This window comes from Acinetobacter sp. LMB-5, from assembly GCF_001541635.1.
GTDB lineage: Bacteria > Pseudomonadota > Gammaproteobacteria > Pseudomonadales > Moraxellaceae > Acinetobacter > Acinetobacter pittii.
Window position 1 is genome coordinate 16,045 of record NZ_LRDR01000018.1, and the last position, 26,593, is coordinate 42,637.

The window sequence follows — 26,593 nt, forward strand, 5'->3', positions numbered from 1 at the left end:
GATAGCCAGATTATACACGCATCGGCATAACGACATAGGTTTGATCAGGATGTGCCGGATCTTGAACCAATACAGATTGATTTGCCTCAGTCATGCTCATATTTACATCATCACCATCAAGCACACCTAAAACATCCAGCAAATATTGTGCATTAAATGACATTTCAAGTGGTATGTTTTGATACTGAATCGCTAAATCTTCAATCGCTTCGTCTTGTTCAGGGTTATTTGCACGTAGCTGTAAAGAATCTTGATTAAAATTCAAGAAAACACCACGTAATTTCTCATTACTCAAAATTGCGACACGTTGTAATGATTGTTTGAACACATCATGGCTAAATAACACATGTTTATCGCCACCACGTGGAATTACACGACGATAATCAGGGAATTTTCCATCAATCAACTTTGTAGTAAAGCGAACAGTGATATCGCCCTGCTCTTTGTCACGGCTTGGCGTATTAATTGTGACATTTAACAATTCGCGACCAATCAGCAACGTTAATTGTTCATCTTCAATGCTAAGTAAACGCTGTAATTCACCAACAGCTTTACGAGGCACAATTGCTTGGACCAATTGAGATGATGTAGAAGAAGCAGTAATTTCACATAGTGCTAAACGGTGACCATCTGTTGTTACTGCACGTAATTGATTTTCATCAATTTCTAATAAAGTACCCGTTAAATAGAAACGTACATCTTGTACGGCCATAGCAAAAGCCGTTTTTTCAAATAAACGCTTTAACTCACGCTGAGTGACCTGTACTTGTGTACCTTGACTATTTTCAGTGGTCAATAATGGATAATCTTCTGCCGGTAAAGTACCTAATACAAAACGGCTATTACCAGATTTTAAAATACATCTTTGATCTTCAGTAATTTGTAAGTCAATCAATGCAGCTGTAGGCAATGATTTACAAATTTCCATCAACTTACGAGCAGGAACAGTTGTTTCACCTGCTTCAATGCATGCCCCTTCTGTTAAAACAGTACTGGCAACCAGCTCAACTTCTAAATCAGAACCGGTAATGGTGAGTGCCTGAGCATTAGTCTGAATTTTGACGTTTGAAAGAATATTCAATGTATGACGACGTTCTACCGCACCGACAACATGCGATAAAACATTGAGTAAGCTTTCTTTAGCGATTTTCAAACGCACGATTCATTCCTCTAGCAACTTGGAGCAAATATTTCATTTTTTAGCTGTGTACTATGCTGCACTTACGTAGACTTTGCAACAACGTCTTATCATTTCATTAACTCTGGAGTAGACGTAATAGATTTTTATAATCTTCGTCAAAAATCGGATCTTCTTCACGTAGACTTACTACTTTTTCGCAAGCATGCATGACTGTACTGTGGTCACGTCCACCAAAAGCCATTCCAATTTCGGGAAAACTATCACCAGTCAACTCACGAGCAAGTCCCATTGCTAACTGACGTGGTCGCGCATAGATTCGAGTCCGCTTTGGTCCTACCAATTCTTTTAAAGGAATACGGAAATATTCACTAACCACACGTTGGATATTTTCTACACTAATTGTACGTGCACGGATTGCCAACACATCTTTTAAAGACTCGCGGACAACATCAAGATCAATTGGTGCACCTTTAAAACGAGAAATTGCGACGACTTTATTGAGTGCGCCTTCAAGTTCACGTACGTTGGCAACTACTTGTTGTGCAATAAATAATGCACAATTTCGAGGTAAATCAACGCCGCTATTTTCGGCTTTTTTCAATAGAATTTCGATACGAGTTTCAATATCTGGCGGTTCAACGCCTACAGAAAGTCCCCAAGAAAAGCGAGAAACCAAACGCGGGTCTAACTCGGTCAATTCTTTTGGATAACGATCTGAAGTTAAAATAATCTGTTTAGATTCATCAAGTAATGCATTGAATGTATAGAAGAATTCAACCAAACTTGCTTCTTTACCGGCTAAAAGATGAATATCATCGACCAACAATAAATCTAAAGAACGGCAATTTTTCTTAAATTCTTCAACTTTGCCTTTTTGCAAAGAACTTACAAAATCCTGAACGAAGCTCTCAGAGGTCATATACATCACCCGTGCATTAGGCTTGGCTTGCAATAAAGCATTACCAACTGCCTGCATCAAGTGAGTCTTACCCAATCCTGTCGGACCATATAAGAATAAAGGGTTATGCTGTGAAGCACCTAATTGTGTTAATACCTTTCTACATGTTTCAGCAGCCATCTGGTTCGAACGGCCTTCAACAAATAAAGAAAAAGTAAATTGGGGGTTTAATAGTTTCTTTTTCGGTGTTTTTGCGTTCACTACACTATTAGTAGTAGGTGAACTGGAAATAGAATCTGGTTCTTTTTTTACTTTAATACTTTGTTGGGGCGCAGTTTGCAAAGCAGCAGTTGTAGTTGCTGGCTGCTCACCTGAAGACAAAATACTACCAGGACGAGAATCAACTAAAATCTCAACCTGACGTACACGCCCTTCTGATAACTGTTCGGCCAATATAGAAATTAATTCTAAATGGTTCTCTTGAATGTAACGCGTCCAATAAGGATTAGGTGCATAAAGACGCAGTGTTCCTTCTACTTCTTCAGCAACTAATGGGCGAATCCACATCGCAAAGACGTTATCAGAGAGCTCTTGTCGCAAGCGAGTTAAGCAGTCTGTCCAAAGCATGTGTATCCCCTATTTCTGCGTTTTTAAATTCAAATAATCTAAAGATTAACCCTTCCTGATGAGAAGGGGTCGCCATTCTAACCAAGTTATCCACATCTGTCATGACGATTTCAGTTGATTTTGTCTAAAAAGAAATCTCTTGTGAATAAATTTAAATTCAAAATGGCTTGTGTATAACTTTTTGCACAACCTGTGGATAAATTAACACATAAACTTATCCACAATCCATAAATATAGTAAAAACAGAGTTATCAACAACTCAAGTATATGTTTTTTAAATTTAAAAGTGCGAAATCCACAGAAAAAGTTATCCCTAATAAGAATAAATTTAAATTTCTAAATTTGAATTTATTTAATAGGGTGGAGATCTTTTGTGGATAACTGCAAAATATGAATTTAAATTCAAATACAGCAAATCCAAACCAAGATGGTATCTTGTTTTGTTGATAAATATGTATATAAGGCGTGTATATATTAAAAGTTCTAATAAAAATAGACAATTACTTTGTGTATAACTTTTAAAGCTATATATTGCACTGAATTATGACCGTGATAAAAAGAAGAGAAGAGATTAAAAATTTGGGTTAAATACAAAACTTTCTTGGTTTTTCATTGACAGCGTAAACATTGCACAATAAAATCGCGGACCTTTATAGAAAGATCATTTTTGGGAGTTTCAATATGAAACGTACTTTCCAACCATCTGAATTAAAGCGTAAACGCGTTCATGGTTTCCGTGCTCGTATGGCAACTAAAGCTGGTCGTCAAGTATTAGCTCGTCGTCGTGCAAAAGGTCGTCATAGCTTAACTGTTTAATACTGTTACGCTGACCAGACTTGGGTGTGATGACACTTTACAGTTTTAGCACAGACGTGCGAATACGCTGTGCTGCAGATTATAAAAGTGTATTTGATGGTGCGCTTTTTAAAGTGCATCAACCCCATTTTTTATTTCTTGCAAAATTAACCGAACAGCCTAAAAGCCGTTTGGGTATTGTTGTTGCTAAGAAAAAAGTGCGCCGAGCGCATGAAAGAAATCGAATAAAACGTCTTGCTCGTGAGAGCTTTCGTCTACATCAGCCGAATTTTGGATCAGACATAGATGTTGTGGTGATGCCGAAAGTTGGTATAGAAACGATTACGAATGCTGAGCTATATCAACAATTAGACTTTGCTTGGCAAAAATTACAGCGCTTAGCAAAAAAACATTCTAAAGTTGGCACAACCTCGCAGAATTAAGAGATAGCCAATGGTCCGTTTTCTACGTTGGTTGATTCGACTGTATCAAATTGCGATTAGTCCGCTTCTTGGACCCCGTTGTCGTTATATCCCGACTTGTTCCCAATATGCGATAGAAGCATTACAAACTCATGGTGCGATAAAAGGCGTTTGGTTATCTTCCAAACGGATATGTCGTTGTCATCCGTGGGGAGGATCTGGATATGATCCGGTACCGCCAAAAGCAATTCGTTTTATTTCGTTTCATCAAATAGATTCTCAAACGCATCATGTTGCTGTACCCTTTCGTGATCGTTTACTGAAGCAAAATCTCTCTAACCATTTGGGGTAATAGATATGCAACAATGGGCCAGGTTTGCAATTCTCGGGGCCATGTTTGTCACCGCATATTTGCTCATTTTGGCTTGGCAAAAAGATTATGGAAATGCTGCAACTGCTCCGCAACAACAAGCGGCAGCTGTAAGTTCGCATGAAGTATCTGCTGATTTGCCAAATGCTAAAAATGCAACAGTGGCTTCCGATGTGCCACAAGCAAATATTGCGCAGTCACAAACCACAGATGCAACTGCACCTGTGAATCAACAGCTTATTTCAGTACAAACTGACCTTTACCATATTTGGATTAATCCAAAAGGTGGTGATATTGTTCGTATTGAATTACTCTCACACGACAAAAGCAAAGACAGCGATCAACCTTTTGTTATGCTTGAAAATGATGCCAAGCGTACATATGTTGCTCAATCTGGCTTAATTGGTTTGAATGGACCAGATAGTAGTCGTGGTGGTCGTCCATTATATGCTGTTGAAAAGACATCATATACTTTGGCTGATGCTAAAGGTGTACAGGACCAAAAGGGTCAATCTGAAAAAGTTTTAAACGTTCCGATGGTATTTAAAACACCTGAAGGCGTTGAAATTATTAAAACTTTTACCTTTACTCAAGGTCAATATCCAATTGTTGTAAAACATCAAGTCATTAACCGTAGCCAACAAAGCTGGCAAGGTCAGATGTTTGGACAATTAAAGCGCGATAATTCTGAAGATCCAGGTAAATCTTCTCAAGGTATTTTCACTCTAGGAACTTTCTTAGGTGGAGCTTGGGGAACGCCTGATGCACATTACAACAAGCTTAAATTTGCTAATTTCTCAGAAGAAAAAGTAAATACTGAAGCGAAAGGTGGATGGGTTGCGATTGTTCAGCATTATTTTGTAAGTGCTTGGATTCCTGGAAACCTTAAGCTGACTCAAGCGAATGGTCAGCCTTATGTAGCTAAGCTTGAATCTCGTCAATCTGCTGATCACATGAATATCATTGGTTTTACCTCACCAGTGATTAATGTTCCGGCAGGCACTTCAATGGAAGTGGATGCAAAACTTTATTCAGGTCCGAAAGTACAATCTGAATTAAAAGATTTAGCTGTTGGTTTAAATCAGACTGTTGATTATGGTTGGTTATGGCCGATTGCTAAACTCTTGTTCTTAGGTCTTCAATTCTTCCATAGCATTGTGGGCAACTGGGGATGGTCAATCATCTTGCTTACCATTATGGTGAAGATGATCTTGTGGCCTTTATCTTCAAAAAGTTATCGTTCTATGGCGAAAATGCGTGTGATTGCACCAGAAATGCAACGCATGAAAGAAGAGTTCGGTGAAGACCGTATGCGCTTCTCGCAAGAAATGATGGCTTTATACAAGCGTGAACAAGTAAATCCACTTTCAGGTTGTTTACCATTGTTGCTACAAATGCCAATTTTCCTTGCTTTGTACTGGGTACTCATGGAAAGTGTGGAATTACGTCACGCACCATGGTTAGGTTGGATTCAAGACTTGTCAGCAATGGACCCTTGGTTCATCTTGCCGTTAATCATGGGTGCTACCATGTTTGCACAGCAAATGTTGAACCCGCAACCCGCTGATCCAATGCAGGCAAAAGTGTTCCGCATTATGCCGATTATGTTCACGGTATTTATGTTGTTCTTCCCTGCCGGTCTCGTACTGTACTGGATTGTGAACAACAGTATTACTATTTTACAGCAGTCGTTTATTAATAAGAGCGTTGAGAAAAGTCGTATCAATAAGACTGAATCAGCTTCTTAATCGTTGAACTTTTGCTGAATAAATCCGCTTAAGATGGTAATCTTAGGCGGATTTTTCTTTGGCTGGATTTTAGGTTTTTAGGTGAATAATATGCAAAGTCAAACCACGATTGCCGCAATTGCAACGCCACCTGGGCGTGGTGGTGTGGGCGTGATTCGCCTATCTGGACCTAAGGCTTATGAAATTGCTCAAAACCTGACACAAAAAAACTTGCCAGAAGCGCGTATGGCGGGCTTCCGTAAATTTTATGATGCTGATGGCAGTATTATGGATGAAGGGATTGTTCTATGCTTTCCCAATCCTCACTCGTTTACAGGTGAAGATGTTGTAGAGCTACAAGGTCACGGCGGTCCAGTCATCCAAAATGCCTTGCTTGGACGTCTATTTGAGCTTGGTGCAATTGCTGCAAAAGCCGGCGAATTTTCCATGCGTGCTTTTGAAAATGGCAAGATAGACTTGGTACAAGCGGAAGCGATTGCCGACTTGATTGATGCGACTTCGCAAGCTGCGGCACGCTCTGCGGTTCGCTCTTTACAAGGCGCTTTTTCAACAAAAATTAATACTGTTTTAGAAAAACTGATTCATTTACGCTTGCATGTTGAAGCAGCTATTGATTTTCCTGAAGAAGAAATCGATTTCTTGGCAGATGGTAAAATTTTAGCTTTACTTGAAGATGTTCAGCAGTCGGTACATGCCGTTCAAACCTCTGCACGACAAGGTCAATTATTACGTGAAGGTTTGCAAGTCGTTATTGCAGGTAAACCAAATGCGGGTAAGTCGAGCTTGTTGAATGCACTTGCTGGTGTTGAGCGTGCAATTGTGACCGATATTGCTGGTACAACTCGTGATGTTTTACATGAAAAAATTAGCTTAAATGGTCTACCAATCACCTTAACAGATACTGCGGGTCTTCGTGAAACAGGTGACATCGTTGAAAAAGAAGGGATTCGTCGTGCAATCAAAGAAATTGAACAAGCCGATTTGTTATTGCTGGTTTATGATTTAAACCAAGGTGATGACCCATTAAAACTCGCTCAAGAGTATTTTGCGGAACATATTGAACCGCGTCGTTTAATGTTAATTGGTAATAAATGCGATTTAACTGGGCAATTAGCTGAAATAAGCGATTTTCAAGGGTTCCGTCATATAACCGTTTCTGCAAAACAAGAGATGGGCGTACAAGGCCTCGTAGAAGCGATTACAGCGCATGCAGGCTTCCACCCTGAGGAAGACACCTTTATTGCAAGAACACGTCATTTAGACGCAATGAAGCGCACACAGCTCTATCTTTCAGAAGCACGCGAGCAACTTGTTGTGTTTAACGCAGGTGAATTGGTTGCTGAGTCACTACGTCTTGCCCAAAATGCTTTAGGTGAAATTACCGGTGACTTTAGTGCCGATGACCTATTAGGCAAGATTTTTGGTTCATTCTGTATTGGAAAATAATTACAAAATTCTGAATGATGCACATCGCTGTGTCATTCAGTCACCTTGTTAACCATATCTTTTTAGAACCTTTAAAAATTCATCTAGCTCATTTTGATCAACTTGTGCGTTTTTGAGCACGTGATGATGTAAATGCTGTTCCATTAATTCACTCATCAAACCGTTTATTGCCCCTTTAATTGCAGCAACTTGTTGTAGTATTTCTATACATGAAATATCTGGCTGTTCAACAGCATGCTCAATGCTGTTGATTTGTCCTTTTAGTCGTTTTACACGATTAACTATTTTTTTATCCTGACCAATGTGACTCATCTGTGTTCTCTTGTATAATTCAATATACTGGTAGGGAGTATATTGGGTTTAAATATTATGCAGGATCATAGTGTATCACGTCATCATCAACATCAGTTTGATGAAGGAAATCCACTTGCACAAAAACGTATTTTGATTGCAACGATTTTAACGGCATCAATGATGGTGTTAGAAATATTCGGTGGATGGTTTTTCAATTCAATGGCGCTTCTGGCTGATGGTTGGCATATGAGTTCCCATATGTTGGCTCTCGGTTTAGCCTATTTTGCCTATCGCGCGGCTCGTCATTATTCCAAAGATCGTCGGTTTAGTTTCGGAACGTGGAAAATCGAGATTTTAGCGGGTTATAGCAGTGCAATTTTGTTGATGGTTGTCGCCATTTTAATGGCGTTTCAGTCGATACAACGTTTATTTAATCCAATTGAAATTTTTTATAATGAAGCGATTCCGATTGCAATTTTAGGTTTGGTCATTAACTTGATTTGCGCATGGTTACTTCACGATGATGGACACCATCACCATCACCATCACCATCACCATCACCATCACCATCACCATCACCATCATGGGCATCACCACCACGATTTAAACCAAAAAGCTGCATTTTTACATGTGGTTGCAGATGCAGTAACTTCCGTTTTTGCAATCATTGCTCTTGTTGCAGGTAAATATTTTGGATGGGATTTTTTAGATGCACTTTTAGGAATTTTAGGTGCTATTTTAGTTGCAAAATGGTCTTTGGGCTTAATGAAAGAAACTGGGAAAACTCTTCTAGATGCAGAGATGGATCATCCGGTAGTTGAAGAGATCCGTGAAGTCATTGCTGAGTTTCCTAAACATATTGAAATTACGGATATTCATGTTTGGAAAGTCGCGAAAGGTAAGTTTTCTTGTATTTTGGCGCTCGAAACTGATGATATTTCTTTAACCGCAGACCAGATTCGTCAGGCTTTATCAATTCATGATGAAATTGTGCATATATCGGTAGAAATTAATACTCTAAAACCTATTTATGTTCCACGTGAAACATTGGCATAACTGAGTGTGAGTTTGGTTATAACTCGGTAATCAGTTCTGTTTTCAAAAAACTGAACTGATTAAAATAATCTCCTCTCCTACCTATGAGTCGGTTTTATGCTTAAAAAATTAGGAATATTGGCATTATTTAGCTTAACTGCAAGTGTGAGTTTTGCCAATGTGGATACTGTTCGGGAAAATATTACAAAACAATATCCTAATTTGAAAATCAGCAATATCCAGAAAACCGAAATGCCTGGACTATATAGTGCTAATCTCGATCAACAAATCATTTATGTTGGTGAAGATGGGCAACATATGTTTGTGGGTACTATGATTCGGTTAAGAGACCAGAAAAACTTAACCAAAGATCTAGTTTTAGGACAGAACTCAATTGATTGGAAACAGCTGCCTTTAAAAGATGCAATTAAAACAGTCAAAGGTAATGGCCAGCATGTTTTAGCAGTTTTTTCTGATCCAAATTGTCCTTATTGTAAGCAGCTTGAACCTGAACTCGACAAGCTTAAAGACGTGACTATTTACACGTTCATCTATCCTTTAAAACCACAGTCTATTGTTGTTTCTAGACAAGTTTGGTGTGCACCAAATCAATCTTACTCATGGAAAAAACTGATTCAGCAAGGCGTTAAACCAACGGTTACGAGCTGTCCAAACCCCATTGACCGTAATTTGGAACTAGGAAAAAAACTAGGCTTTAATGGGACTCCTACCCTGATTTTTGCAAATGGCTTTAAACTGGTGGGTGCACGATCTGCTGAAGAAATTCAGGCCGTATGGAAAGAGTTAGGTCTTTAAAATAAATTTAAAAAAAGCACCATAAGGTGCTTTTTTTATAAATGAATTAAAGTTTAGCTTTTTCGTGCAATCAAGTTGTAGATAAAAAGAATAATGACTGCACCAATCACGGATGCGATAAAGCCAGCAGCTGAGTTTTCGCCGTAAAGTCCAAGTAAGCGACCACCATAAGTGGCTAAAAGTGAACCTGCAATACCAATCAAGGTTGTTACGATAAAACCTGCTTTATCATCCCCAGGATGCAAAGCACGAGCGATTAAGCCAGCAAAGAAACCAACTACAATAGCGACAATAAGTGACCACATATTTGTTCTCCAGTTGTTTTTTTGATGAAGTTAATGATTTTGCTTCATATTCTATCGTGCGGTAGAGCTGTCTATTTTGTCTGTAGCAGATTGCGACTTTTTGTGTCTTTTTTGTTCAAATCTAAAGTTTTATATAAAAAAAATAGCACCTTACGGTGCTATTTCTCTGAAATTTATAAACCAATTTCACCAATAAACGGTAAATGGCGATATTTCTGGTCATAGTCTAAACCGTAACCTACAATAAACTTGTCTTCAACTTCAAAACCTAAAAATTTCACTTCTAGATCAATTTCACGGCGAGATGGTTTACTCACTAATGTGCACAATTGAATCGAATTTGGCTCGCGAGTTTGCAACATTTCCATCACTTTGCTTAAGGTATTACCTGAGTCGATAATATCTTCAACAACCAATACATCTTTACCGCGAATTTCACCATCAAGATCTTTCAAGATTTTGACATCTCGACTTGAAGTCGTACCACCGCCGTAACTAGACACTGTCATGAAGTCGAGTTCATGCGGTTTGGTAATTGTACGGCACAAGTCTGCCATGAAAATAACAGAACCACGAAGTAGTCCGATCAGGACCAATTCTTTATCACTATTTGCATAGTGAGCGTTAATTTGCTCGCCGAGCTCTTTGACTTTTGCTTGAATTTCTTCGGTTGAAATCATGATGCTCATTGCAACAGTCATGGCAGATTCCTACAAGATATAAAAGAAAAAATAAAAAAGGTGTTGACCTGCAACACCTCGAAAATCTGAGTTAATGGTAAAATTTTAAAGCAAAATGACGTTTCATGCACCCTTTGATGGCTGTGAAATTTTATCATTTTGCGGATTATGTCGATCATGCTTTAATGCAAGAGTACATATTCCAAATAATAACAAAAACTTAACGGCTCGGTTTTTATTGGACAGTTTCTTTTTGATAAGCACGGTTTCCATAAATATAAGTCGCCTCAATATTACGGTCATCACCTAAAGTGAATAATGCAAACAGTGAATCTTCAACAGATTTAGATTTAGACTGGCGAAGTTCCTGTAATGCTGTTGGCTTAAGATTTAGTACCACAAAGTCTGCTTCTTTACCGACATTGAAGTTACCTAACTGATCTTGCAAATCAAGTGCTTTTGCTCCACCTAAAGTTGCATGATAGAGCGCTTCATAAGCTGAAAGTTTATCGCCTTGTAATTGCTGAACCTTATAAGCCTCGTTAACAGTTTGCAGCAAACTAAATGATGTACCAGCACCGATATCTGTACCCAAGCCCATTTTCACTTGTTTTTCCCATGTTTTTTTCAATGGAAATAAACCACTGCCTAAGAACAAGTTTGACGTTGGACAAAATGCGATAGCCGATTGCGTATCATGCATACATTGCCATTCTTGATCTTCTAAGTGAACGCAATGCGCAAATACAGAACGTTTACCAGTCAAGCCATAATGTTGATAAACATCTAAATAACCAGCTTGTTCTGGAAATAAAGATTTCACCCAAGCGATTTCATCTTTGTTTTCACTTAAATGGGTATGGACATACACATCTGGAAATTCTTGTTTTAACTGCCCTGCTCTTTCTAGCTGTTCAGGTGTAGATGTTGGTGCAAAACGTGGAGTAATCGCATAGAGCGCACGGCCTTTACCATGCCATTTTTCAATGAGTGCTTTGGTGTCGCTGTAAGCCGTTTCTGGCGTGTCACAAAGCGCTTCAGGGGCATTGCGGTCCATGAGTACCTTACCAGCAATTAAACGCATCTGAACGTGTTCTGCGGCTTCAAATAAGGCATCAACAGACTCGGGGTGAACTGTACAGAAAACCAGTGCTGTGGTTGTACCGTGTTTCAGTAGTTCTTGAACAAAGAACTGGGCAATTTCACTTGCATATGCTTTGTCCTGAAATTGGATTTCAGTTGGGAAAGTATAAGTATTGAGCCAGCTTAAAAGTTGTTCGCCGTATGCTCCAACCATTTCGGTTTGCGGGAAATGAATATGGGTATCAATAAAGCCAGGTACAATCAATTGTTCTGGATAATGTTGAATCTCAACCCCAGCAGGTAGATACGCCTGAGCGTCTTCCCATGCACCAAACCATTTGATTTTTCCATGTTCACTAACCAATACACCATCTTCCAAATAACGCACTTGATTTGGAATATCAGTTGGCTCAGAGACGGTTTGCTGGATATCTAAAAAACGACCACGCACAACGGTGGTATTTGCGATCAATGACATGGAAAGCCTTTATATTTTCACTTTTTTCGATTGATTGTACCCCAGTTAGCCAATATTTAAACGGTATAACGTTTACTTAGTCCCCATTCAGCCAAAATCCGTCGATAAGTTGTTGATGAACGGTCTGCTTCAAAATGTGCTTCCATCATTAAATCAAGCGGCAGTTCTTCTGGCTTTTGTGATTCGACCATATCTTGGTCTTCGGCAAAAATTTGGGCATTAAATGCATATACCTTTTCTAAATCGCCTGTTTGGTCAAAGTTACGGGTGAGTGGAACAAATAAACGGGTTTTATTACTTGAGATAGGACAACAGGCATTCAAAATTTTTAAGACCCCACCTTCTGGAAAATCGACCGTGAGTACGGCTGAAAAAGGTGGATAGACATCAAAGGTGCGTTTCCACAAAAAGCCTTCTGGCTCGAGATGTTTTAGTTCATGCGGATAATTACTGACATTGCTGATATAGACCGTTTTTAAACCATAGTCGGTACGTTCAGTGTGATATTTAGGGACGATGGGATTATCACGATTCGCAAAGGCATTGTGATGTACCCACGCAAAATGAGCGACATCGATAAATCCTTCAAGTTGACGTCCACTAGAACCACCAATATCCACAAAAGGCGGTAAAATCGCTTGATGCTCTGCGTGGTCCCAAGTATCTAATATAGGAATATTAGCTTTAGTAATATCACGACCATGAATACTGGTCCAAATGAGACCATATCTTTGTACAACTGGAAATTTGGTCAGAGAAAAACGATCAGAAATTTTAGTCAGTTCGGGCTGAGCTGGTATTTGGGTACATTTCCCTTCAGTGTTATAGCGTAGACCATGATAAGGACAGACAATCTCCTCACCATCCACCCAACCTTTGGTTAATGGCACCCCACGATGTGGGCAAATATCTCGAACCAGATGAATTTCCCCACTTTCTGTTTTATATAACGCCATATTGACGTCTAGTAGCGTGACTCGTTGGGGTGCAGTAGAGACATCTTGAATACGGACAATTGGATACCAATGACTTGATAAAATTTCCCAATCTTTTGCATCAAAACTGCTGTTACATGGCATCGCAAGTGGCGTTAAAGTTGGAATCGCATTCATGGCATCACTCCTTAAAAAAATCAGGGCTCTCGCGAGCCCTTAAAATCTAGGCTTTTTTCTTTTTAGGAGATGCAAAGAGCTTGCCAATATCACTTTTTAATTTTGAAATTAAGAATAAAGTTTTTAAAATTCATAAGATTAAATTATTATATTTTTGAATTTTTGTTCTAATTTAGCTTTAAAAATAAATATTCATTATTTGTTATATATCTAAAATGCACTGTTTGATTGCGAACCAAGCATAATAAAAAAGCACTTTATAAGTGCTTTTTTATAAATCTCTATGCGTTTTTACTCGACAAAATAATGTGCTGCAAAGTGAGCATCATTACCAATAATGTCATAGCAATCTTCACGAATAGACATGCCGGCGCATTGATGTCCAACCATCCATAAACCGAGTGTAGGCAGTTGTCCTGAAAATAATGGGGTATCTACCCATTTCTGTACGACATAACCATATTTGTCATAGTCATCAAAATAAAAGCTACCAGAAGCCGCGCCTTGGTCATGGCCGTCTTGTAAAACTCGAATATTGGCCCCTTCCCTTGCCAAAATCGGCTTTTTCACCCATTTGCCAGATAAAGCTTGTTGCGGTTCATACGCATGGGTTTCAACTAATAAGGGATGATTTGGATAACGCTTCCAAAGCTCAACCAGAATCGCTTTATTTGAAAGTAACATTTTCCAACAAGGTTCAATCCACTGTGTTCGTGGATGGAGATATTGAGAAAAGGCTTCTTCCCAGATCCATTCCCATGGGTAGAGCTTAAATATGTTTTGAATGGGCTGATTATGGAGATCAACAAAATCTTGCCCGTTCCAGCCTATGTTTTCCATAGAAAGCTCGGAAACTTGTAGATGAGCTTGATAAGCTGTATCCATCAAGTACTCGAGATTTCCCCAGTCTTCCCTTCCAGCCTCCTGACAAGCAGCAAAATGCACATGGCTAGCACGCGGTAAAATTGTTTTCCAGCGTTTAATCAGGTCTTCATGAATGCTATTGAATTGATCTCGGTTTGCAATGCCTGAGACTTGTTCTATCCACAGCCACTGCGCGACAGAGGCTTCGAGTAAGCCAGTCGGCGTATCGGCGTTATATTCCAGCATTTTGATATTTCGCCCATCGTAAGCGAAATCAAAACGGCCATACAGCATAGGGGCATTTTGTTTCCATGAATGTTCAATATGGTTTATGGCGACTTCAGGAATTTGAAAATAAGCAGGATAGTTACCCCGTTGAATGAGGTCTCCTACTACTGCTAAACACATCTGATGCAGTTCATTTGCTGCATCTTCAAGTTGTTCAATCTGCTTAAGGGTAAACTCATAAGCAACTCCTTCAGACCAGTAAATTGAGCCATCAAGAGAAGGTAAATTAAAATAATCAAAACCAATATTTTGATGCTCCACTTGCCAGTCTGGTCGTGGAGTAAATATTTTTCTTTTCATATTAAGTGAATGCCTAAAGACTTAGCCTCCGAAAGAAAAACCGCTACGGCCAAAACCACCACGAATTGGGGATGAAAAAGACGAACTTTTCGCTGTGCTTGAAATAATTGGTCGGCCTACACTCAAATTGCTGTAAGGATGTAAGGTATTGCCGTGGTAAGAAACTTCCCGATTATTTTGATAATACGCAGGCCCTAAATAGCGACTACTAACATAGCTAGAACCATGTCCACTGGAGCTATTTTCTTCTTCACAGGTTTGGGTATTCCAGTCGCGAGCACAGTCATATTGGTTGTTATATACGTCTTGTACTAAAGGACCATCATTATGGCTACATGCCGTGAGTAATAGAGGGACAACGACAAGATTAATTTTTTTAGAACGCATGAGACTCCACACATTTTAATAAGTATGTTCGGCATAAAATACCGAATAGCTGTTATCTATTATGTTTCTGATTAGGAAAGATAAATTTTAAGTTGGCATATGATATTAATCTGTTTTTTTAAAGTACAGTCTATTTTGAAAATTTAGATAACAAGGCATCTCACGTGTAGATGCCTTGTTGTGATGAATTAAGACTGCAATTGCTTTTTGTTGTGTCGTAAAGAGAGGTAAGCAGTGATTGCTAACACTATGACGATAAAGCTTAATGAGATCCAGATTGGCATGTGGAATACATCAAGCAACAACATTTTTGCACCAATGAACAATAAGATGATGCCTAAGCCATACGGTAAGTAATGCAACTTAGTCGCAGCGCCAGCAAGCAAAAAGAACATTGCGCGTAAACCTAAAATTGCCATTAAGTTCGCTGTTAAAACAATAAACGGGTCGCTAGTTACCGCGAAAATAGCAGGAATAGAATCTACTGCGAAAATCACGTCCGAAGCTTCAACCAGAATCAAAACTAGAAATAACGGCGTTGCCCACAATAAACCGTTTTGACGTACAAAGAATTTGTCACCTTCAAGCTGTGGTGTAATACGCATATGGTTACGTAACCATTTTAAGAGCTTGATATCTTCAATATTGGTTTCTTCATCTTGGCCTTTTAAGAACTTAAAGCCTGTATATACCAAGAACGCACCGAAGATATAAAGTACCCAAGAAAACTCTTGAACGAACCATGCACCAATAAAAATAAAGAGGGTACGCAGTACGATTGCGCCTAATACGCCGTAGAGCAAAATTTTACGTTGTAGTGCAGCTGGAATAGCAAACGCTGCGAAAATCATTAACCAGACGAAAACGTTGTCAATTGCGAGGGACTTTTCGAGTAAGTAACCCGCAAAGTATTCCATGGTTTTTTGGTTTGCTAAGGTCACCCCAACTGTTTGTTGTAGGTAAAGCCATAAACCACCACCAAATAGGGCTGCGACGCTTACCCACGCTACACTCCAGTAAGCAGCTTGCTTAATTGAGACATCCTGACCTTGCTTTTGTTTAAAGCCTAAAAAGTCAATCAGGAGCATCACAATGACAATGCCAAAGAATGCTATGTACAGCCATAAATTGCCGATCGATTCCATAAATCCTCCATACATCCGGCAATTGGGCATAAAAAAACCTCGACCAGTTGCCAGATGAATTAAACATCTGTATCAACATGATCAAGGTCTTGCCTACATCATGAATTTCACGATGCTCAGATACCGACTTTTTAATAAAAGCGTATTGACGATATCTGACACATAACACTGCTGTTATGTTTGGAGGAGGCTACTCCCCTTGTCAAACTAAATTCTGTTTTGGATAAAACATATCCAAGTCGACATAGAATGGCAGATTTTTTTGTATTACGCAACTGAACTTAATGTCGTGGTTTGAATGCAAAAAAAGATCTATAGGTTATTTAATTAAACCGCGGTCTAAAAGTGGTTTGCAGATAATCTGATAAATATGAATACAGAATGCCGTCAAACTTGTACCGTAAGCATTCCAGAAGTAATAACCTGCTGTATTGACTAGTAGTGCGACAATAAAAGCCCCTAACATGTCTAAAGGGAAATGCACACCTAAATAAATACGTGACCACGCTACCACAAATGACAAAAATAACAGAATGATTCCAATCATTTTGCGCTGAGCAAACAAATAAGATAAAGCAATGGTGCTGAAAATCAGCATATGATTACTTGGAAAAGATGCCGTTGGTGCATGTTCAATAAAAGTCGTACCCACACCCATGACAAACGGTCTTGAGTGATGGTAAAACAGAGAAATAACGTAACCTACTAAAAGTGATACGCAGGTTAAAAAGACAGATTTAATGACCCTATTTTTTAAATCTTGATCGCCATAAAACCATAAAAATGTAAGGATGAATAAGAGAATATAGAGGAGATCATTAGCAAAAAAGATAGCAAGACGAATGATAAATTGACTCGCATCCTGAGCCCCATTAATCACATGGAATAAGCTAAGGTTGAGTGTTTCTAAAGACATTCATATTCCAAACAAGAACAAAAACGTGAGCTATGATAAAGAATTAAGCTTAAGGTCTTGATAAAGAATTGTCACAAAAATGAAATATAGCTCGCTGATGGGTAAAGATTAAACAACAGGTCTAGATAATTTTTAATGCGTGATCTAAGCGTTGATATTAAAGTGTTAACGTGTCGGCACTTTATACGAGAACGTTATTTTATGACTACTCAAGAAAAACAGAAAAAATTAAGCTTGAGGCCCCTATCCCCAAGAGATCCTGATCAGCAGCATAGAGCAGCGACTCCACTCGAATTATTGTTCGATTTAATTTTTGTGGTCGCGATTGCAACAGCGGGTCAGCAGTTACATCATGCAATTATTGAAAATCACCTCTGGCATGCATTACCAAGCTACCTGATGGTATTTTTTGCGCTGTGGTGGGCATGGATGAATTTTTCATGGTTTGCTTCGGCTTACGATAACGATGATGCATTGTATCGGTGCCTTACCTTTGTACAGATTGTAGGGTCATTGGTCATGGCAGCGGGTATCCCTGATGTATTTTGTAGTCAGGATTTTGATGTAATCATTATCGGTTATGTGATCATGCGCATGGCCTTAGTGACTCAGTGGCTCAGAGCAGCAAAACATGATCCTGAAAGGCGTGTTACGGCTTATCGCTATGCAATAGGTATAGTCTTAGTACAAATTGGCTGGCTTGTGGCTAACTTTGCTCATGTACTTTCAATACCTCTATTTTTATTTCTGGTTGTAGTGGAGTTATTTGTTCCAATCTATGCAGAAAAATATTCTCCAACGCCGTGGCATCCTCATCATATTGTAGAACGTTATGCCCTACTCACAATTATTGTGTTGGGTGAGTCGATTGTCGGTAGTTTTAATGCCATACGTGATGCTTTAGCCGCTCAGTCAATGAATATCCCTGCTATTTTCTTAATGGTCGGTGGATTGATGTTAATGTTTGCGATGTGGTGGGCTTATTTTGACCGTAGCGAACAACACCATCATGTAAAAGGTGTACGCCCATTTGTTTGGGGATATGGTCATTATTTTGTTTTTGTCAGTATTGCTGCGGTAGGTGCTGCGCTTGCTGCTGCCGTGGATGTTACAACCGATCATGCGCATATTTCTGATTTATATATGGGAATAGTTGTTGCGGTGAGTGTGGTGCTTTATACCACCTGTATTTGGATACTTTATGAGTTCCAATGCTTATCTGGAATCACGAAATGGTTTTATCCAATCACAGCGCTCATTATTTTATGTATTCCGTTTATTTGTAATAACGTGGGATATAGCGTTTTTGCGATGGGCATTGTCTATAGTTTACGTTTAATGGTCTCTAATAAATTTATGGCCAATATAGAGCCAGAAAAGCTTTAAAAGTTACTGATAAAAAATGGGTTTCAATTTGAAACCCATTTTTTATTGAATCATCTAAAGCGAAATTTAAGCAGCTTTTGCTTTTAATGCGCTCATTAATTTTTGATGTAAGCCACCGAAGCCACCATTAGACATAATCACAACGGCATCGCCCTCACCTGCTTCATTGACAATACGCTCAATAATTTCATCAAGTGAACGGCTCACTTGAGCATGGTTAGAAGCCGCTTCAATTACAGGTTGTAAATCCCAATCTAAGCCTTCTGGCTGATACCAGATCACTTCGTCTGCTAAGCGTGCTGAATGTGCTAAGCCATCTTTATGGCTACCCATACGCATCGTGTTTGAACGTGGTTCAATAATGGCCCATAAACGGCGTTCACCTAAGCGTTTGCGTGCGCCATCTAAAGTTGTGTCAATTGCTGTTGGATGGTGAGCGAAGTCATCATAAACCTCAATACCATTGACTGTGCCGAGTAACTCCATACGACGTTTCACACCGCCAAAGTTAGACAAAGCTTCACAAGCTTGATCAAGCGTAACACCTACATGTTGAGCGGCTGCAATGGTTGCCAAAGCATTCGCTACACTATGTTGCCCTGTCATGCTCCATTTAACTTCGCCAACGACATTGCCATTTTCGAGTACTTTAAAATGGCTGCCATCAATTGAAATTAATTCGGCAGAGAGAGCAGCTTTTTCATTCGCTTCTAAACTAGTACGAATCACTGGCGTCCAGCAACCCATTTCAAGCACTTCATCAATATGAGTTTCAGTAATTGGCGCAATAATACGGCCTTCACTTGGAATGGTACGAACAAGATGATGGAATTGCTTTTGAATCGCTGCTAAGTCATCAAAAATATCGGCATGGTCAAATTCAAGATTATTTAAAATCGCCGTTTTTGGATGATAATGAACAAACTTAGAACGTTTATCAAAGAAAGCTGAGTCATATTCATCAGCTTCAACGCAGAAGTATTTGCCACCGCCTAAACGAGCACTTTCACTAAAACCAAGTGGCACACCACCAATTAAAAAGCCTGGGTTTAAACCAGCCTGATCAAGTACCCAAGCGAGCATGGTGGTAGTCGTGGTTTTTCCATGAGTACCCGCCACACCAAGGACATGTTTGCCTTGTAAAACGTGATCTGCAAGGAACTGTGGACCAGAAATATATGGCAGGCCTTCATTGAGCATGTATTCCACAGCATCAATACCACGTTTCATGGCGTTGCCGACAATAACCAAGTCCGGATGAGGCTGTAAATGACTACGGTCATAGCCTTGCATGAGTGTAATGCCTGCATTTTCTAACTGGGTAGACATCGGTGGGTAAACGTTTAAATCGGAACCAGTTACCTTATGTCCTAAATCACGAGCCAAAAGTGCTAAAGAGCCCATAAAAGTGCCACAAATACCCAAGATATGCAGATGCATTGCTCGCCTTCTCCACTGCTTTTGTACACAACATTAAAATGAATTGCTGTGTGTGCATTATTGATAAATTTGCCAGCAACGATAGCAAGGCTAAACTCGAAAAGATAGTCAAAAATCGTTGTTGTTCTATGTGTTTGAGACCCTAATAAAACTACAGCTTTATTTTTTAGATTTAAGCTGAATTACAGTTTTATCTTTTATAATGTTTTGTATCGTTAAAATACTTAAATCATCGTGATGATGAAGGATGTGCCTTTGAGCCCAACGGTTTTAGCTTTTACGCTATTAATTATTTCTAACTGCTTTATGACACTTGCATGGTATGGGCATCTTAAATTTTTGCACCATGCTCCACTTTGGCAAGCGATTCTATTCGGTTGGATTATTGCCTTACTTGAATACAGTTTTATGATCCCAGCTACTCGTATGTTAAGCGCGCAAGGCTGGTTACTCGGTGAAATGAAGATCACTCAGGAAGTGGTTACATTGGTCGTGTTTGTACCTTTTATGATTTTCTTGTTTAAGCAACCCTTTAAACTCGATTACTTATGGGCGATGTTATGCCTATTTGGTTGTGTTTATTTTGTATTTAGAAGCCAGTAAGCTCCTATGGCTTGTGAATTAAATGATTTATTCTATTTAATAACAAGCCATAGTTAGTAGACATAACTATTTATTTAGCTGAATACTTACATGCTTTTTTTAGAATTTTAGAAAATTGTTGATCTCTTGGCGTTGGGTCTTCATAGTCAAAAGCATAATTACTGTCTGTTGTAGTTAAGCTTAAGGCGCCATCAGGCTCAAAATTAGACATGGCAAAACCATAGGTCTGATCGTCACAGTAAATGCGATATTCAGTAATTGAATATAAATTTCCTACCTCAGTTGCACCAAGATAATAACCAGTCATCAGAACTGGTTCTCTCTCATCAGTAGCAGATGTTCCAGTAACAATAAATTTCTCTTGGACTTTGCCAGTTAATGCTCCACTTTTGATTTCTCCGTTATAACCTTTTTCTTTATTTAAAGTTTTAATGGTTTTTTGAAATTCATCGATGTTTAAATTTACTAAAGCCGCGTAACTCGTTGTTGTGCAAAGTGTGAGTATTAGGACTCCAAGAAATTTTTTCATTATTAAGCTCTTATTGATTTGATTAAGCGCGTTATATTAATAAAAATTGAGAATGTGTCACTGTTAAAGCATGACATTTTTTGATGATATTAAAAATATTCGCAGAGCTAGTCAGTTAAATTTTCGTGAGATGAAAAATCAGTCTATAATAATGGGCTTCCGAACCATTTAAAACTTGGCTCTCGTCGAGATTTATCTTCTTTTACTTTTGTCTCTGGAACATTAGCAATGAATGCGGCCGCAGCACAAGACGCTCAACCTCTCGTTGGAATTATTATGGGTTCTCAATCTGATTGGGCAACTCTCGAAAACACAGCCAATATGCTTAAACAGCTTGGTGTCCCATTTGAAGCGGAAGTGGTATCTGCTCATCGTACTCCAGATCGTTTATTTGAATATGCAGAAACTGCACGTGATCGCGGTATTCAAGTGATTATTGCTGGTGCAGGCGGTGCAGCGCATTTACCTGGAATGTGTGCCGCAAAAACTGATTTACCTGTTTTAGGTGTGCCAGTTAAATCATCAATTTTAAATGGCGTAGACTCTTTGCTTTCAATTGTACAAATGCCAGCAGGTATTGCAGTGGGTACTTTAGCGATTGGTCCAGCTGGTGCAACGAATGCGGCAATTATGGCTGCACAAATCTTAGGTTTAACTCGTCCTGAAATCGCAAAAAATGTTGCTGATTTCCGTGCTGCGCAAACTGATAAAGTTGCAAGCAAAAATATTCCGGGTCAGGTGTAAGAGGCTGAGATGGATAAAACTATCGGTATTTTTGGTGGTGGGCAACTGGGCCGTATGATGGCACAAGCAGCGTTACCATTAAATATTCAATGTACTTTTTTTGAAGCAAATACAGATTGTCCTGCAGGTGTTTTAGGCCAGGTCTTTTCTAGCCAAGATGAGCAAGGTTTAAAGCAGTTTATTGAAAGTGCTGATGTTTTCAGTCTTGAATTTGAAAATACGCCAGTTGAAGATGTTGATGTTTTGACACAAACTAAAACATTGCACCCTCCCCGTGTTGCTTTAGCAACTGCGCAAAATCGTTTGTCAGAAAAAGCATTGTTTGATGAGCTTACTATTCCTGTTGCGCCGTATCGTGCTGTAGATAGCTTAGAAAGCTTGAAAAAGGCTGTGGCTGAGCTTGGTTTACCGATCGTGCTTAAGACTGCAACTGGTGGATATGACGGCAAAGGTCAGTTTGTACTTCGTTCAGAAGACCAGATTGATACTGCTTGGGCTGAACTTGGTCCTGCAAAAAGTCTAGTTGCCGAAAGCTTTGTTAAATTCTCTCGTGAAGTTTCAATTATTGCAGTGCGCGGCCAAAATGGTGAAGTAAAAACTTGGCCACTGGCTGAAAACCATCATCATAATGGTATTTTATCGCATTCAATTGTTCCTGCACCGAATAGTGAAGCTTTGCAACCCGTTGCTCAAGACTACATTACTCGTTTGTTGAATCACCTTAACTATGTTGGTGTGCTGACTCTCGAGCTATTTGTGACAGAACAAGGTTTATGTGCAAATGAGATGGCACCACGTGTGCATAACTCAGGCCACTGGTCAATTGAAGGCGCGGTTTGTTCTCAGTTTGAAAACCATATTCGAGCTGTTGCAGGATTACCATTAGGCTCAACAGAAGTTGTTCGCCCAACGGTTATGATCAATATTATTGGTCAACATCCTAAAACTGAGGATGTACTTGCCTTAAATGGTGCTCATCTGCATCTTTATAACAAGTCAGAACGTGCTGGCCGCAAATTAGGCCATATCACTTTAATGCCTGTGGATAGTAATGAATTGACGAATTTATGCCGTCAATTGGCGGAAATTTTGCCAGAACCACTCGCTTTAACAGCAGATATGACCCTCTAAAAGTATTTTTAATTCTCTAAAAAGCGATCTTCAGATCGCTTTTTTTATCTTTTAAATTTAAAAAATAATAGAACATGCATATTTTATGTTTGTGGATAACTCTGATTTAAACTTTTGAATTTAAAAAAGCTACTGTAATTTGAATTTAAAACTATAAATAACTGTTTTGGGTGCTTTTGAATTTAAAATTAGTTATCCACAAAAGTATTTTTAAATTTAAATGAGAGAGTTGGATGTACCTTTTTAAATTCAAAAATAGAAGTCTATTGGTATGGGGTTTTGAATTTAAAAATTTTGGTTGATCTTTAAATTTAAAAAAATACGGTTTTTTGGTGATTGGCTATAGCCTGTAATAAATAATAAGGTGATATAGGATTAAGGAATAAAGGTGTTTTGGCTGTATTGTGGATAAAGTTATCCACAATAAAGAGAGGTTTGTAGTTTAAATTTAAAGAAGTGCTTTTGAATTTAAACTTGAGTATCGGTTTTGAATTCAAAACTAATAATTTTGATTTAGAGAATTTTAAATTCAAAAATGAAGTAGAAAATTTGAATTTAAAACATGGGAAATGAATTTAAAGTAGAGATTATGAATTCAAATTTACGTTTTCTCTCTGAAATTTTGGACTCATAATGGTATGGTACTTACAAATTTAAATTTAAAAATTGAACTAGGATAATATGCGACGTTTTTCTTGTATTGTTGGCTCTGTATTTTTAGCGATGACTCAGGCTCAAGCAGAGCTCGTAATTAATGGTTCTACAATATCTAGCAGTGCTACTGTTCCAGTAGTGACGAGTGAAGATTATACGCCTAATAATAATTTCCAAAGCTGTTTGGCAAATTTACGTTCTCAAGCAATTGCTGCTGGAGTATCTGGTACAACTTATGATCGTTATACCCAAAACTTGACCCCAGATTATTCAGTTATTGATAAATTAAACTATCAACCAGAATTTTCGACACCAATTTGGGATTATCTTTCTGGTCTAGTTGATGAAGAGCGCGTTGAGCTTGGTAAACAAAAACTGGCGCAACATCGAGATGTTTTAAACCGTGCTTCTCAAACCTACGGTGTACCACCAGAAACAATTGTAGCAGTGTGGGGTGTAGAAAGTAATTTTGGTGATATTTCTGGAAAATATCCTTTATTACAAGCACTCGGGACTTTAAGTTGTGAAGGGCGTCGACAAAATTATTTCCGCACTGAGTTTTTTGCCACTATGCGTATTTTACAGCGTGGTGACTTAATCGAAGATCAGCTGAAAGGTTCATGGGCTGGTGCATTTGGTCATACTCAATTTATGCCATCTACCTATGAACGTTTAGCTGTCGATTTTGATGGTGATGGCCGTCGAGATTTAGTGTCGAGTACAGCTGATGCACTGGCTTCAACGGCTAATTTCTTAAATAAAGCAGGCTGGCAAACAGGAATGCCGTGGGGTTTTGAAGTCAAAATTCCTCAAGGTATGTCAATTGATGGAGAAGGGCGACGTTCAAAGAAAGCTTTAAGTAGCTGGAGTGCACGAGGGGTAACCCGAATTGATGGTTCTCCACTTGTTCAAGGGGCTTTATCTGGCAATACTTCAGCGGGTTTAATGGCACCTGCAGGTATAAATGGTCCAGTATTTTTAGTATTTAAGAATTTTGATGCTATCTACAGCTATAACGCTGCGGAAAGCTATGGACTTGCGATTGCACATTTATCTGATCGTTTAAAAGGTGCTGGTCCATTTGTTGCGTCTTGGCCAACTGATGATCCGGGAACTTCACGTGCAGAACGTCGTGAAATCCAACAGTTTTTGATTAATCGTGGCTATGATATTGGTGCAGTTGACGGTCTTATTGGAGATAAAACCCGCGTAGCTATTCGTCAAGAACAAACTCGTTTAGGTTTAAATCCAACAGGACGGGCAGGGCAGCAAATTTTACGTGCATTCCGTCAAGAACAAGCTCAAAAAATGATGCAATAAACTGGAAATAATAAAAAAGGTCTGCTCATGCAGACCTTTTTTATAGGTACTTGTATAAGAGGATTACTCTAATTTAACTGCTTCCAAAATATCAAAAATAACTGACGTAACATCTTGGCTTAAATCACGATCATTAAAGATTTCATACGCAGTGATCGTGACATCAGTATCACTTGGTAATTGCTTTTGCTCTTCTTCAATTAAATGTTCAATCGGTAACAGAGTCTGTTTTACTTCAAGATGGAGAATATCTTTATATTCGATATTTTCATCCTCAAGCTCGATTTCATGCTCATTGAAAAAGGGAATTAAAATAGAATGGAGGTATGGTTTAATTTCAATAATATCAAACAGTTCAATATCTCGTGTCTGTTCAATTGTGCTGATATGATCATTTACTTCAATCAGGATATGATAATAACTCATCTTGATCTCCATTCTATTTTCGTTAGCTCTTATGACCACAATAACATGACTTTGATACCAATTTCGATGTATCTACATAGAAATAGATACATCATTTTATATCAAGCTCTTAATTATTGAGGTAAAGCACTTAATAGATCACGGTCAGCATCCGTAAGTCCAGTGATTTTTTTGTCACCATCTTTACGTACTGAGTACATCAATGCATTTGGTTGATCACTATGTTTTAAACCCAGTGCATGTCCTAACTCATGAGCAATCGTTAAGCGTAAGTCATCAATAGACTTAAACTCATAAATCACAATTTGTTTGCCGTTATAGATACCTTTTTTAAAGACATCCGCTTGAGCATTTTGCTTAAATTGGTTCAATGAATTATTAAACTCATTATTAATCTGATTAAAATGAGTAACTTTGACATTTAAGTCTTTAGCTTGCTGATTATATGCAGCAATTTCTTTCTTTAAAGCAACAGTTTGTTTTTGCAAATCTTTCTGAGTTTTAGCCAAAGATTTAGCGCTGTATTCAGGTGCTAATTTGCCTTGGTTAAGTTGCATCATTAGTTGGTCAAGATTTTTCAATTTGCCATTCAAAATCTGCTTCTTATTTTCAAGCTCAGACTGAGTTTGACCAAGAGTTTGCTTCAATTGCTTAATTTGTTGCTGTTCATCAATTACACGTTGCTGTTCTTGTTGGAACTGAGCTGCAATTTTTTGACGCTGTTCAGAACGGCTTTGACTATTATCGTAAACTAAACGAATTTCTAACTTTGCATTTGGATCATAAGTAAAATAATCCTGTCCAGTACCTTGTTTCCAAATGTCCGCAGCTTGTTGACTAATTTGAATTAATTGGTCTTGGCTTAAACCAAAACGTGGATCAATATCAGCAATTTTATAAGTCAAATGTTGACCTGTTTTTTGCTGGATTTGAGTATGTGCTGGAGTTGCAAGATTAGCATTAGCCTGAAAATTAGAAAAAGCAAAGGCTACGCCTAATAACAAAGATGTTAAACGCATAATCGAAGGGGGGAGATTTTAAAAAAAACGTATTATAAGAATATAAAATGAAAAATCAATCAAAAAACGTACAAATCAGAAAAATAAATGAGACTTTGGTCTCATTATTTTTTACCAAATGCCAAATTATTTTTTAGAAAAAATTTAATATATTTGGTTTTATTTAGTTTTTTTAATCATTTAACTTTAAT

General features: G+C 38.4%; 26 protein-coding genes and 1 pseudogene. 12 read left to right on the forward strand and 15 right to left on the reverse strand.

Annotated elements, in window-relative coordinates; all coding sequences use genetic code 11:
- Positions 1–10: 10 nt before the first annotated feature.
- Positions 11–1,159: a DNA polymerase III subunit beta gene (gene dnaN, locus AW165_RS20200; protein WP_060466603.1), complete on the reverse strand. Its 1,149-nt coding sequence runs from the start codon at positions 1,157–1,159 to the stop codon at positions 11–13.
- A gap of 97 nt (positions 1,160–1,256) precedes the next feature.
- A complete protein-coding gene (gene dnaA / locus AW165_RS17685) occupies positions 1,257–2,666 on the reverse strand; it encodes a chromosomal replication initiator protein DnaA (protein WP_017399672.1) in 1,410 nt (469 codons plus the stop codon).
- 681 nt (positions 2,667–3,347) lie between these two features.
- Between dnaA and rpmH the strand changes: the two genes are divergently transcribed.
- The 5 genes from rpmH to mnmE all read left to right on the forward strand — a co-directional run bounded on the left by rpmH (position 3,348) and on the right by mnmE (position 7,447).
- On the forward strand, positions 3,348–3,482 hold the full coding sequence (gene rpmH / locus AW165_RS17690) for a 50S ribosomal protein L34 (RefSeq protein ID WP_000831329.1): 135 nt from the start codon (positions 3,348–3,350) through the stop codon (positions 3,480–3,482).
- Between the two features lie 29 nt (positions 3,483–3,511).
- On the forward strand, positions 3,512–3,904 hold the full coding sequence (gene rnpA, locus AW165_RS17695) for a ribonuclease P protein component (RefSeq protein WP_005063921.1): 393 nt from the start codon (positions 3,512–3,514) through the stop codon (positions 3,902–3,904).
- 10 nt (positions 3,905–3,914) lie between these two features.
- Positions 3,915–4,235 (forward strand): membrane protein insertion efficiency factor YidD, encoded by a 321-nt coding sequence (gene yidD / locus AW165_RS19550; protein WP_003656027.1) that lies wholly within the window; start codon positions 3,915–3,917, stop codon positions 4,233–4,235.
- A gap of 5 nt (positions 4,236–4,240) precedes the next feature.
- Positions 4,241–6,001 carry a membrane protein insertase YidC gene (gene yidC, locus AW165_RS17700; RefSeq protein ID WP_002115440.1) on the forward strand — a complete coding sequence of 587 codons (1,761 nt, stop codon included), beginning with the start codon at positions 4,241–4,243 and terminating at the stop codon, positions 5,999–6,001.
- 90 nt (positions 6,002–6,091) lie between these two features.
- Positions 6,092–7,447 (forward strand): tRNA uridine-5-carboxymethylaminomethyl(34) synthesis GTPase MnmE, encoded by a 1,356-nt coding sequence (gene mnmE, locus AW165_RS17705; protein ID WP_060466604.1) that lies wholly within the window; start codon positions 6,092–6,094, stop codon positions 7,445–7,447.
- A gap of 48 nt (positions 7,448–7,495) precedes the next feature.
- On the opposite strand, the gene AW165_RS17710 is transcribed toward mnmE, so the two are convergent.
- On the reverse strand, positions 7,496–7,759 hold the full coding sequence (locus tag AW165_RS17710) for a metal/formaldehyde-sensitive transcriptional repressor (RefSeq protein ID WP_057070382.1): 264 nt from the start codon (positions 7,757–7,759) through the stop codon (positions 7,496–7,498).
- Positions 7,760–7,801: 42 nt separating this feature from the next.
- On the opposite strand from AW165_RS17710, the gene dmeF reads away from it, so the two are divergent.
- A complete protein-coding gene (dmeF, locus tag AW165_RS17715) occupies positions 7,802–8,797 on the forward strand; it encodes a CDF family Co(II)/Ni(II) efflux transporter DmeF (RefSeq protein WP_081410716.1) in 996 nt (331 codons plus the stop codon).
- Between the two features lie 96 nt (positions 8,798–8,893).
- The gene (locus tag AW165_RS17720) at positions 8,894–9,592 is read left to right on the forward strand and encodes a DsbC family protein (RefSeq protein ID WP_060466606.1); all 699 of its coding nucleotides are present in this window, start codon (positions 8,894–8,896) and stop codon (positions 9,590–9,592) included.
- A gap of 53 nt (positions 9,593–9,645) precedes the next feature.
- Here the strand turns inward: AW165_RS17720 and AW165_RS17725 are convergent, their stop codons facing one another.
- The 8 genes from AW165_RS17725 to AW165_RS17760 form a co-directional block, all read right to left on the reverse strand.
- Positions 9,646–9,897 (reverse strand): GlsB/YeaQ/YmgE family stress response membrane protein, encoded by a 252-nt coding sequence (locus tag AW165_RS17725; protein ID WP_000269732.1) that lies wholly within the window; start codon positions 9,895–9,897, stop codon positions 9,646–9,648.
- Between the two features lie 173 nt (positions 9,898–10,070).
- Positions 10,071–10,598: a hypoxanthine phosphoribosyltransferase gene (gene hpt, locus AW165_RS17730; RefSeq protein ID WP_004795560.1), complete on the reverse strand. Its 528-nt coding sequence runs from the start codon at positions 10,596–10,598 to the stop codon at positions 10,071–10,073.
- A gap of 214 nt (positions 10,599–10,812) precedes the next feature.
- The gene (gene guaD / locus AW165_RS17735) at positions 10,813–12,138 is read right to left on the reverse strand and encodes a guanine deaminase (RefSeq protein WP_060466607.1); all 1,326 of its coding nucleotides are present in this window, start codon (positions 12,136–12,138) and stop codon (positions 10,813–10,815) included.
- 56 nt (positions 12,139–12,194) lie between these two features.
- Positions 12,195–13,250, reverse strand: coding sequence for a Rieske 2Fe-2S domain-containing protein (locus AW165_RS17740; protein WP_060466608.1), 1,056 nt, complete (start codon positions 13,248–13,250; stop codon positions 12,195–12,197).
- Positions 13,251–13,541: 291 nt separating this feature from the next.
- Positions 13,542–14,702 (reverse strand): glutathionylspermidine synthase family protein, encoded by a 1,161-nt coding sequence (locus tag AW165_RS17745; RefSeq protein WP_060466609.1) that lies wholly within the window; start codon positions 14,700–14,702, stop codon positions 13,542–13,544.
- A 21-nt stretch (positions 14,703–14,723) separates the two neighbouring features.
- Positions 14,724–15,089 (reverse strand): hypothetical protein, encoded by a 366-nt coding sequence (locus AW165_RS17750; RefSeq protein ID WP_032012817.1) that lies wholly within the window; start codon positions 15,087–15,089, stop codon positions 14,724–14,726.
- A 188-nt stretch (positions 15,090–15,277) separates the two neighbouring features.
- Positions 15,278–16,234, reverse strand: coding sequence for a TerC family protein (locus tag AW165_RS17755; protein WP_017386224.1), 957 nt, complete (start codon positions 16,232–16,234; stop codon positions 15,278–15,280).
- 319 nt (positions 16,235–16,553) lie between these two features.
- Positions 16,554–17,150 carry an undecaprenyl-diphosphatase gene (locus tag AW165_RS17760; RefSeq protein WP_060466610.1) on the reverse strand — a complete coding sequence of 199 codons (597 nt, stop codon included), beginning with the start codon at positions 17,148–17,150 and terminating at the stop codon, positions 16,554–16,556.
- 135 nt (positions 17,151–17,285) lie between these two features.
- Between AW165_RS17760 and AW165_RS17765 the strand changes: the two genes are divergently transcribed.
- Positions 17,286–18,536: a low temperature requirement protein A gene (locus AW165_RS17765; protein ID WP_060466611.1), complete on the forward strand. Its 1,251-nt coding sequence runs from the start codon at positions 17,286–17,288 to the stop codon at positions 18,534–18,536.
- 66 nt (positions 18,537–18,602) lie between these two features.
- Here the strand turns inward: AW165_RS17765 and mpl are convergent, their stop codons facing one another.
- Complete coding sequence (gene mpl / locus AW165_RS17770) at positions 18,603–19,976, reverse strand: UDP-N-acetylmuramate:L-alanyl-gamma-D-glutamyl-meso-diaminopimelate ligase (protein ID WP_060466612.1); 1,374 nt, start codon at positions 19,974–19,976, stop codon at positions 18,603–18,605.
- A 240-nt stretch (positions 19,977–20,216) separates the two neighbouring features.
- On the opposite strand from mpl, the gene AW165_RS17775 reads away from it, so the two are divergent.
- Positions 20,217–20,579 (forward strand): DMT family protein, encoded by a 363-nt coding sequence (locus AW165_RS17775; protein ID WP_075384089.1) that lies wholly within the window; start codon positions 20,217–20,219, stop codon positions 20,577–20,579.
- A gap of 70 nt (positions 20,580–20,649) precedes the next feature.
- Here AW165_RS17775 and AW165_RS17780 read toward each other — a convergent pair whose 3' ends face one another.
- Entirely contained in the window at positions 20,650–21,108 is a 459-nt protein-coding gene (locus AW165_RS17780; RefSeq protein WP_060466613.1) for a hypothetical protein, read from the reverse strand.
- Positions 21,109–21,336: 228 nt separating this feature from the next.
- On the opposite strand from AW165_RS17780, the gene purE reads away from it, so the two are divergent.
- The 3 genes from purE (at position 21,337) to AW165_RS17795 (ending at position 24,957) form a co-directional block, all read left to right on the forward strand.
- Positions 21,337–21,852 carry a 5-(carboxyamino)imidazole ribonucleotide mutase gene (purE, locus tag AW165_RS17785; RefSeq protein WP_002115451.1) on the forward strand — a complete coding sequence of 172 codons (516 nt, stop codon included), beginning with the start codon at positions 21,337–21,339 and terminating at the stop codon, positions 21,850–21,852.
- Between the two features lie 9 nt (positions 21,853–21,861).
- Positions 21,862–22,983, forward strand: a complete 1,122-nt coding sequence (locus AW165_RS17790) for a 5-(carboxyamino)imidazole ribonucleotide synthase (protein ID WP_002115409.1) — start codon at positions 21,862–21,864, stop codon at positions 22,981–22,983.
- A 681-nt stretch (positions 22,984–23,664) separates the two neighbouring features.
- Positions 23,665–24,957, forward strand: a complete 1,293-nt coding sequence (locus AW165_RS17795; RefSeq protein ID WP_060466614.1) for a lytic murein transglycosylase — start codon at positions 23,665–23,667, stop codon at positions 24,955–24,957.
- Positions 24,958–25,020: 63 nt separating this feature from the next.
- Here the strand turns inward: AW165_RS17795 and AW165_RS17800 are convergent, their stop codons facing one another.
- Positions 25,021–25,395, reverse strand: a complete 375-nt coding sequence (locus tag AW165_RS17800) for a hypothetical protein (protein WP_014207668.1) — start codon at positions 25,393–25,395, stop codon at positions 25,021–25,023.
- A 101-nt stretch (positions 25,396–25,496) separates the two neighbouring features.
- Positions 25,497–26,465: pseudogene (locus AW165_RS17805) on the reverse strand (M57 family metalloprotease).
- Positions 26,466–26,593: the final 128 nt, after the last annotated feature.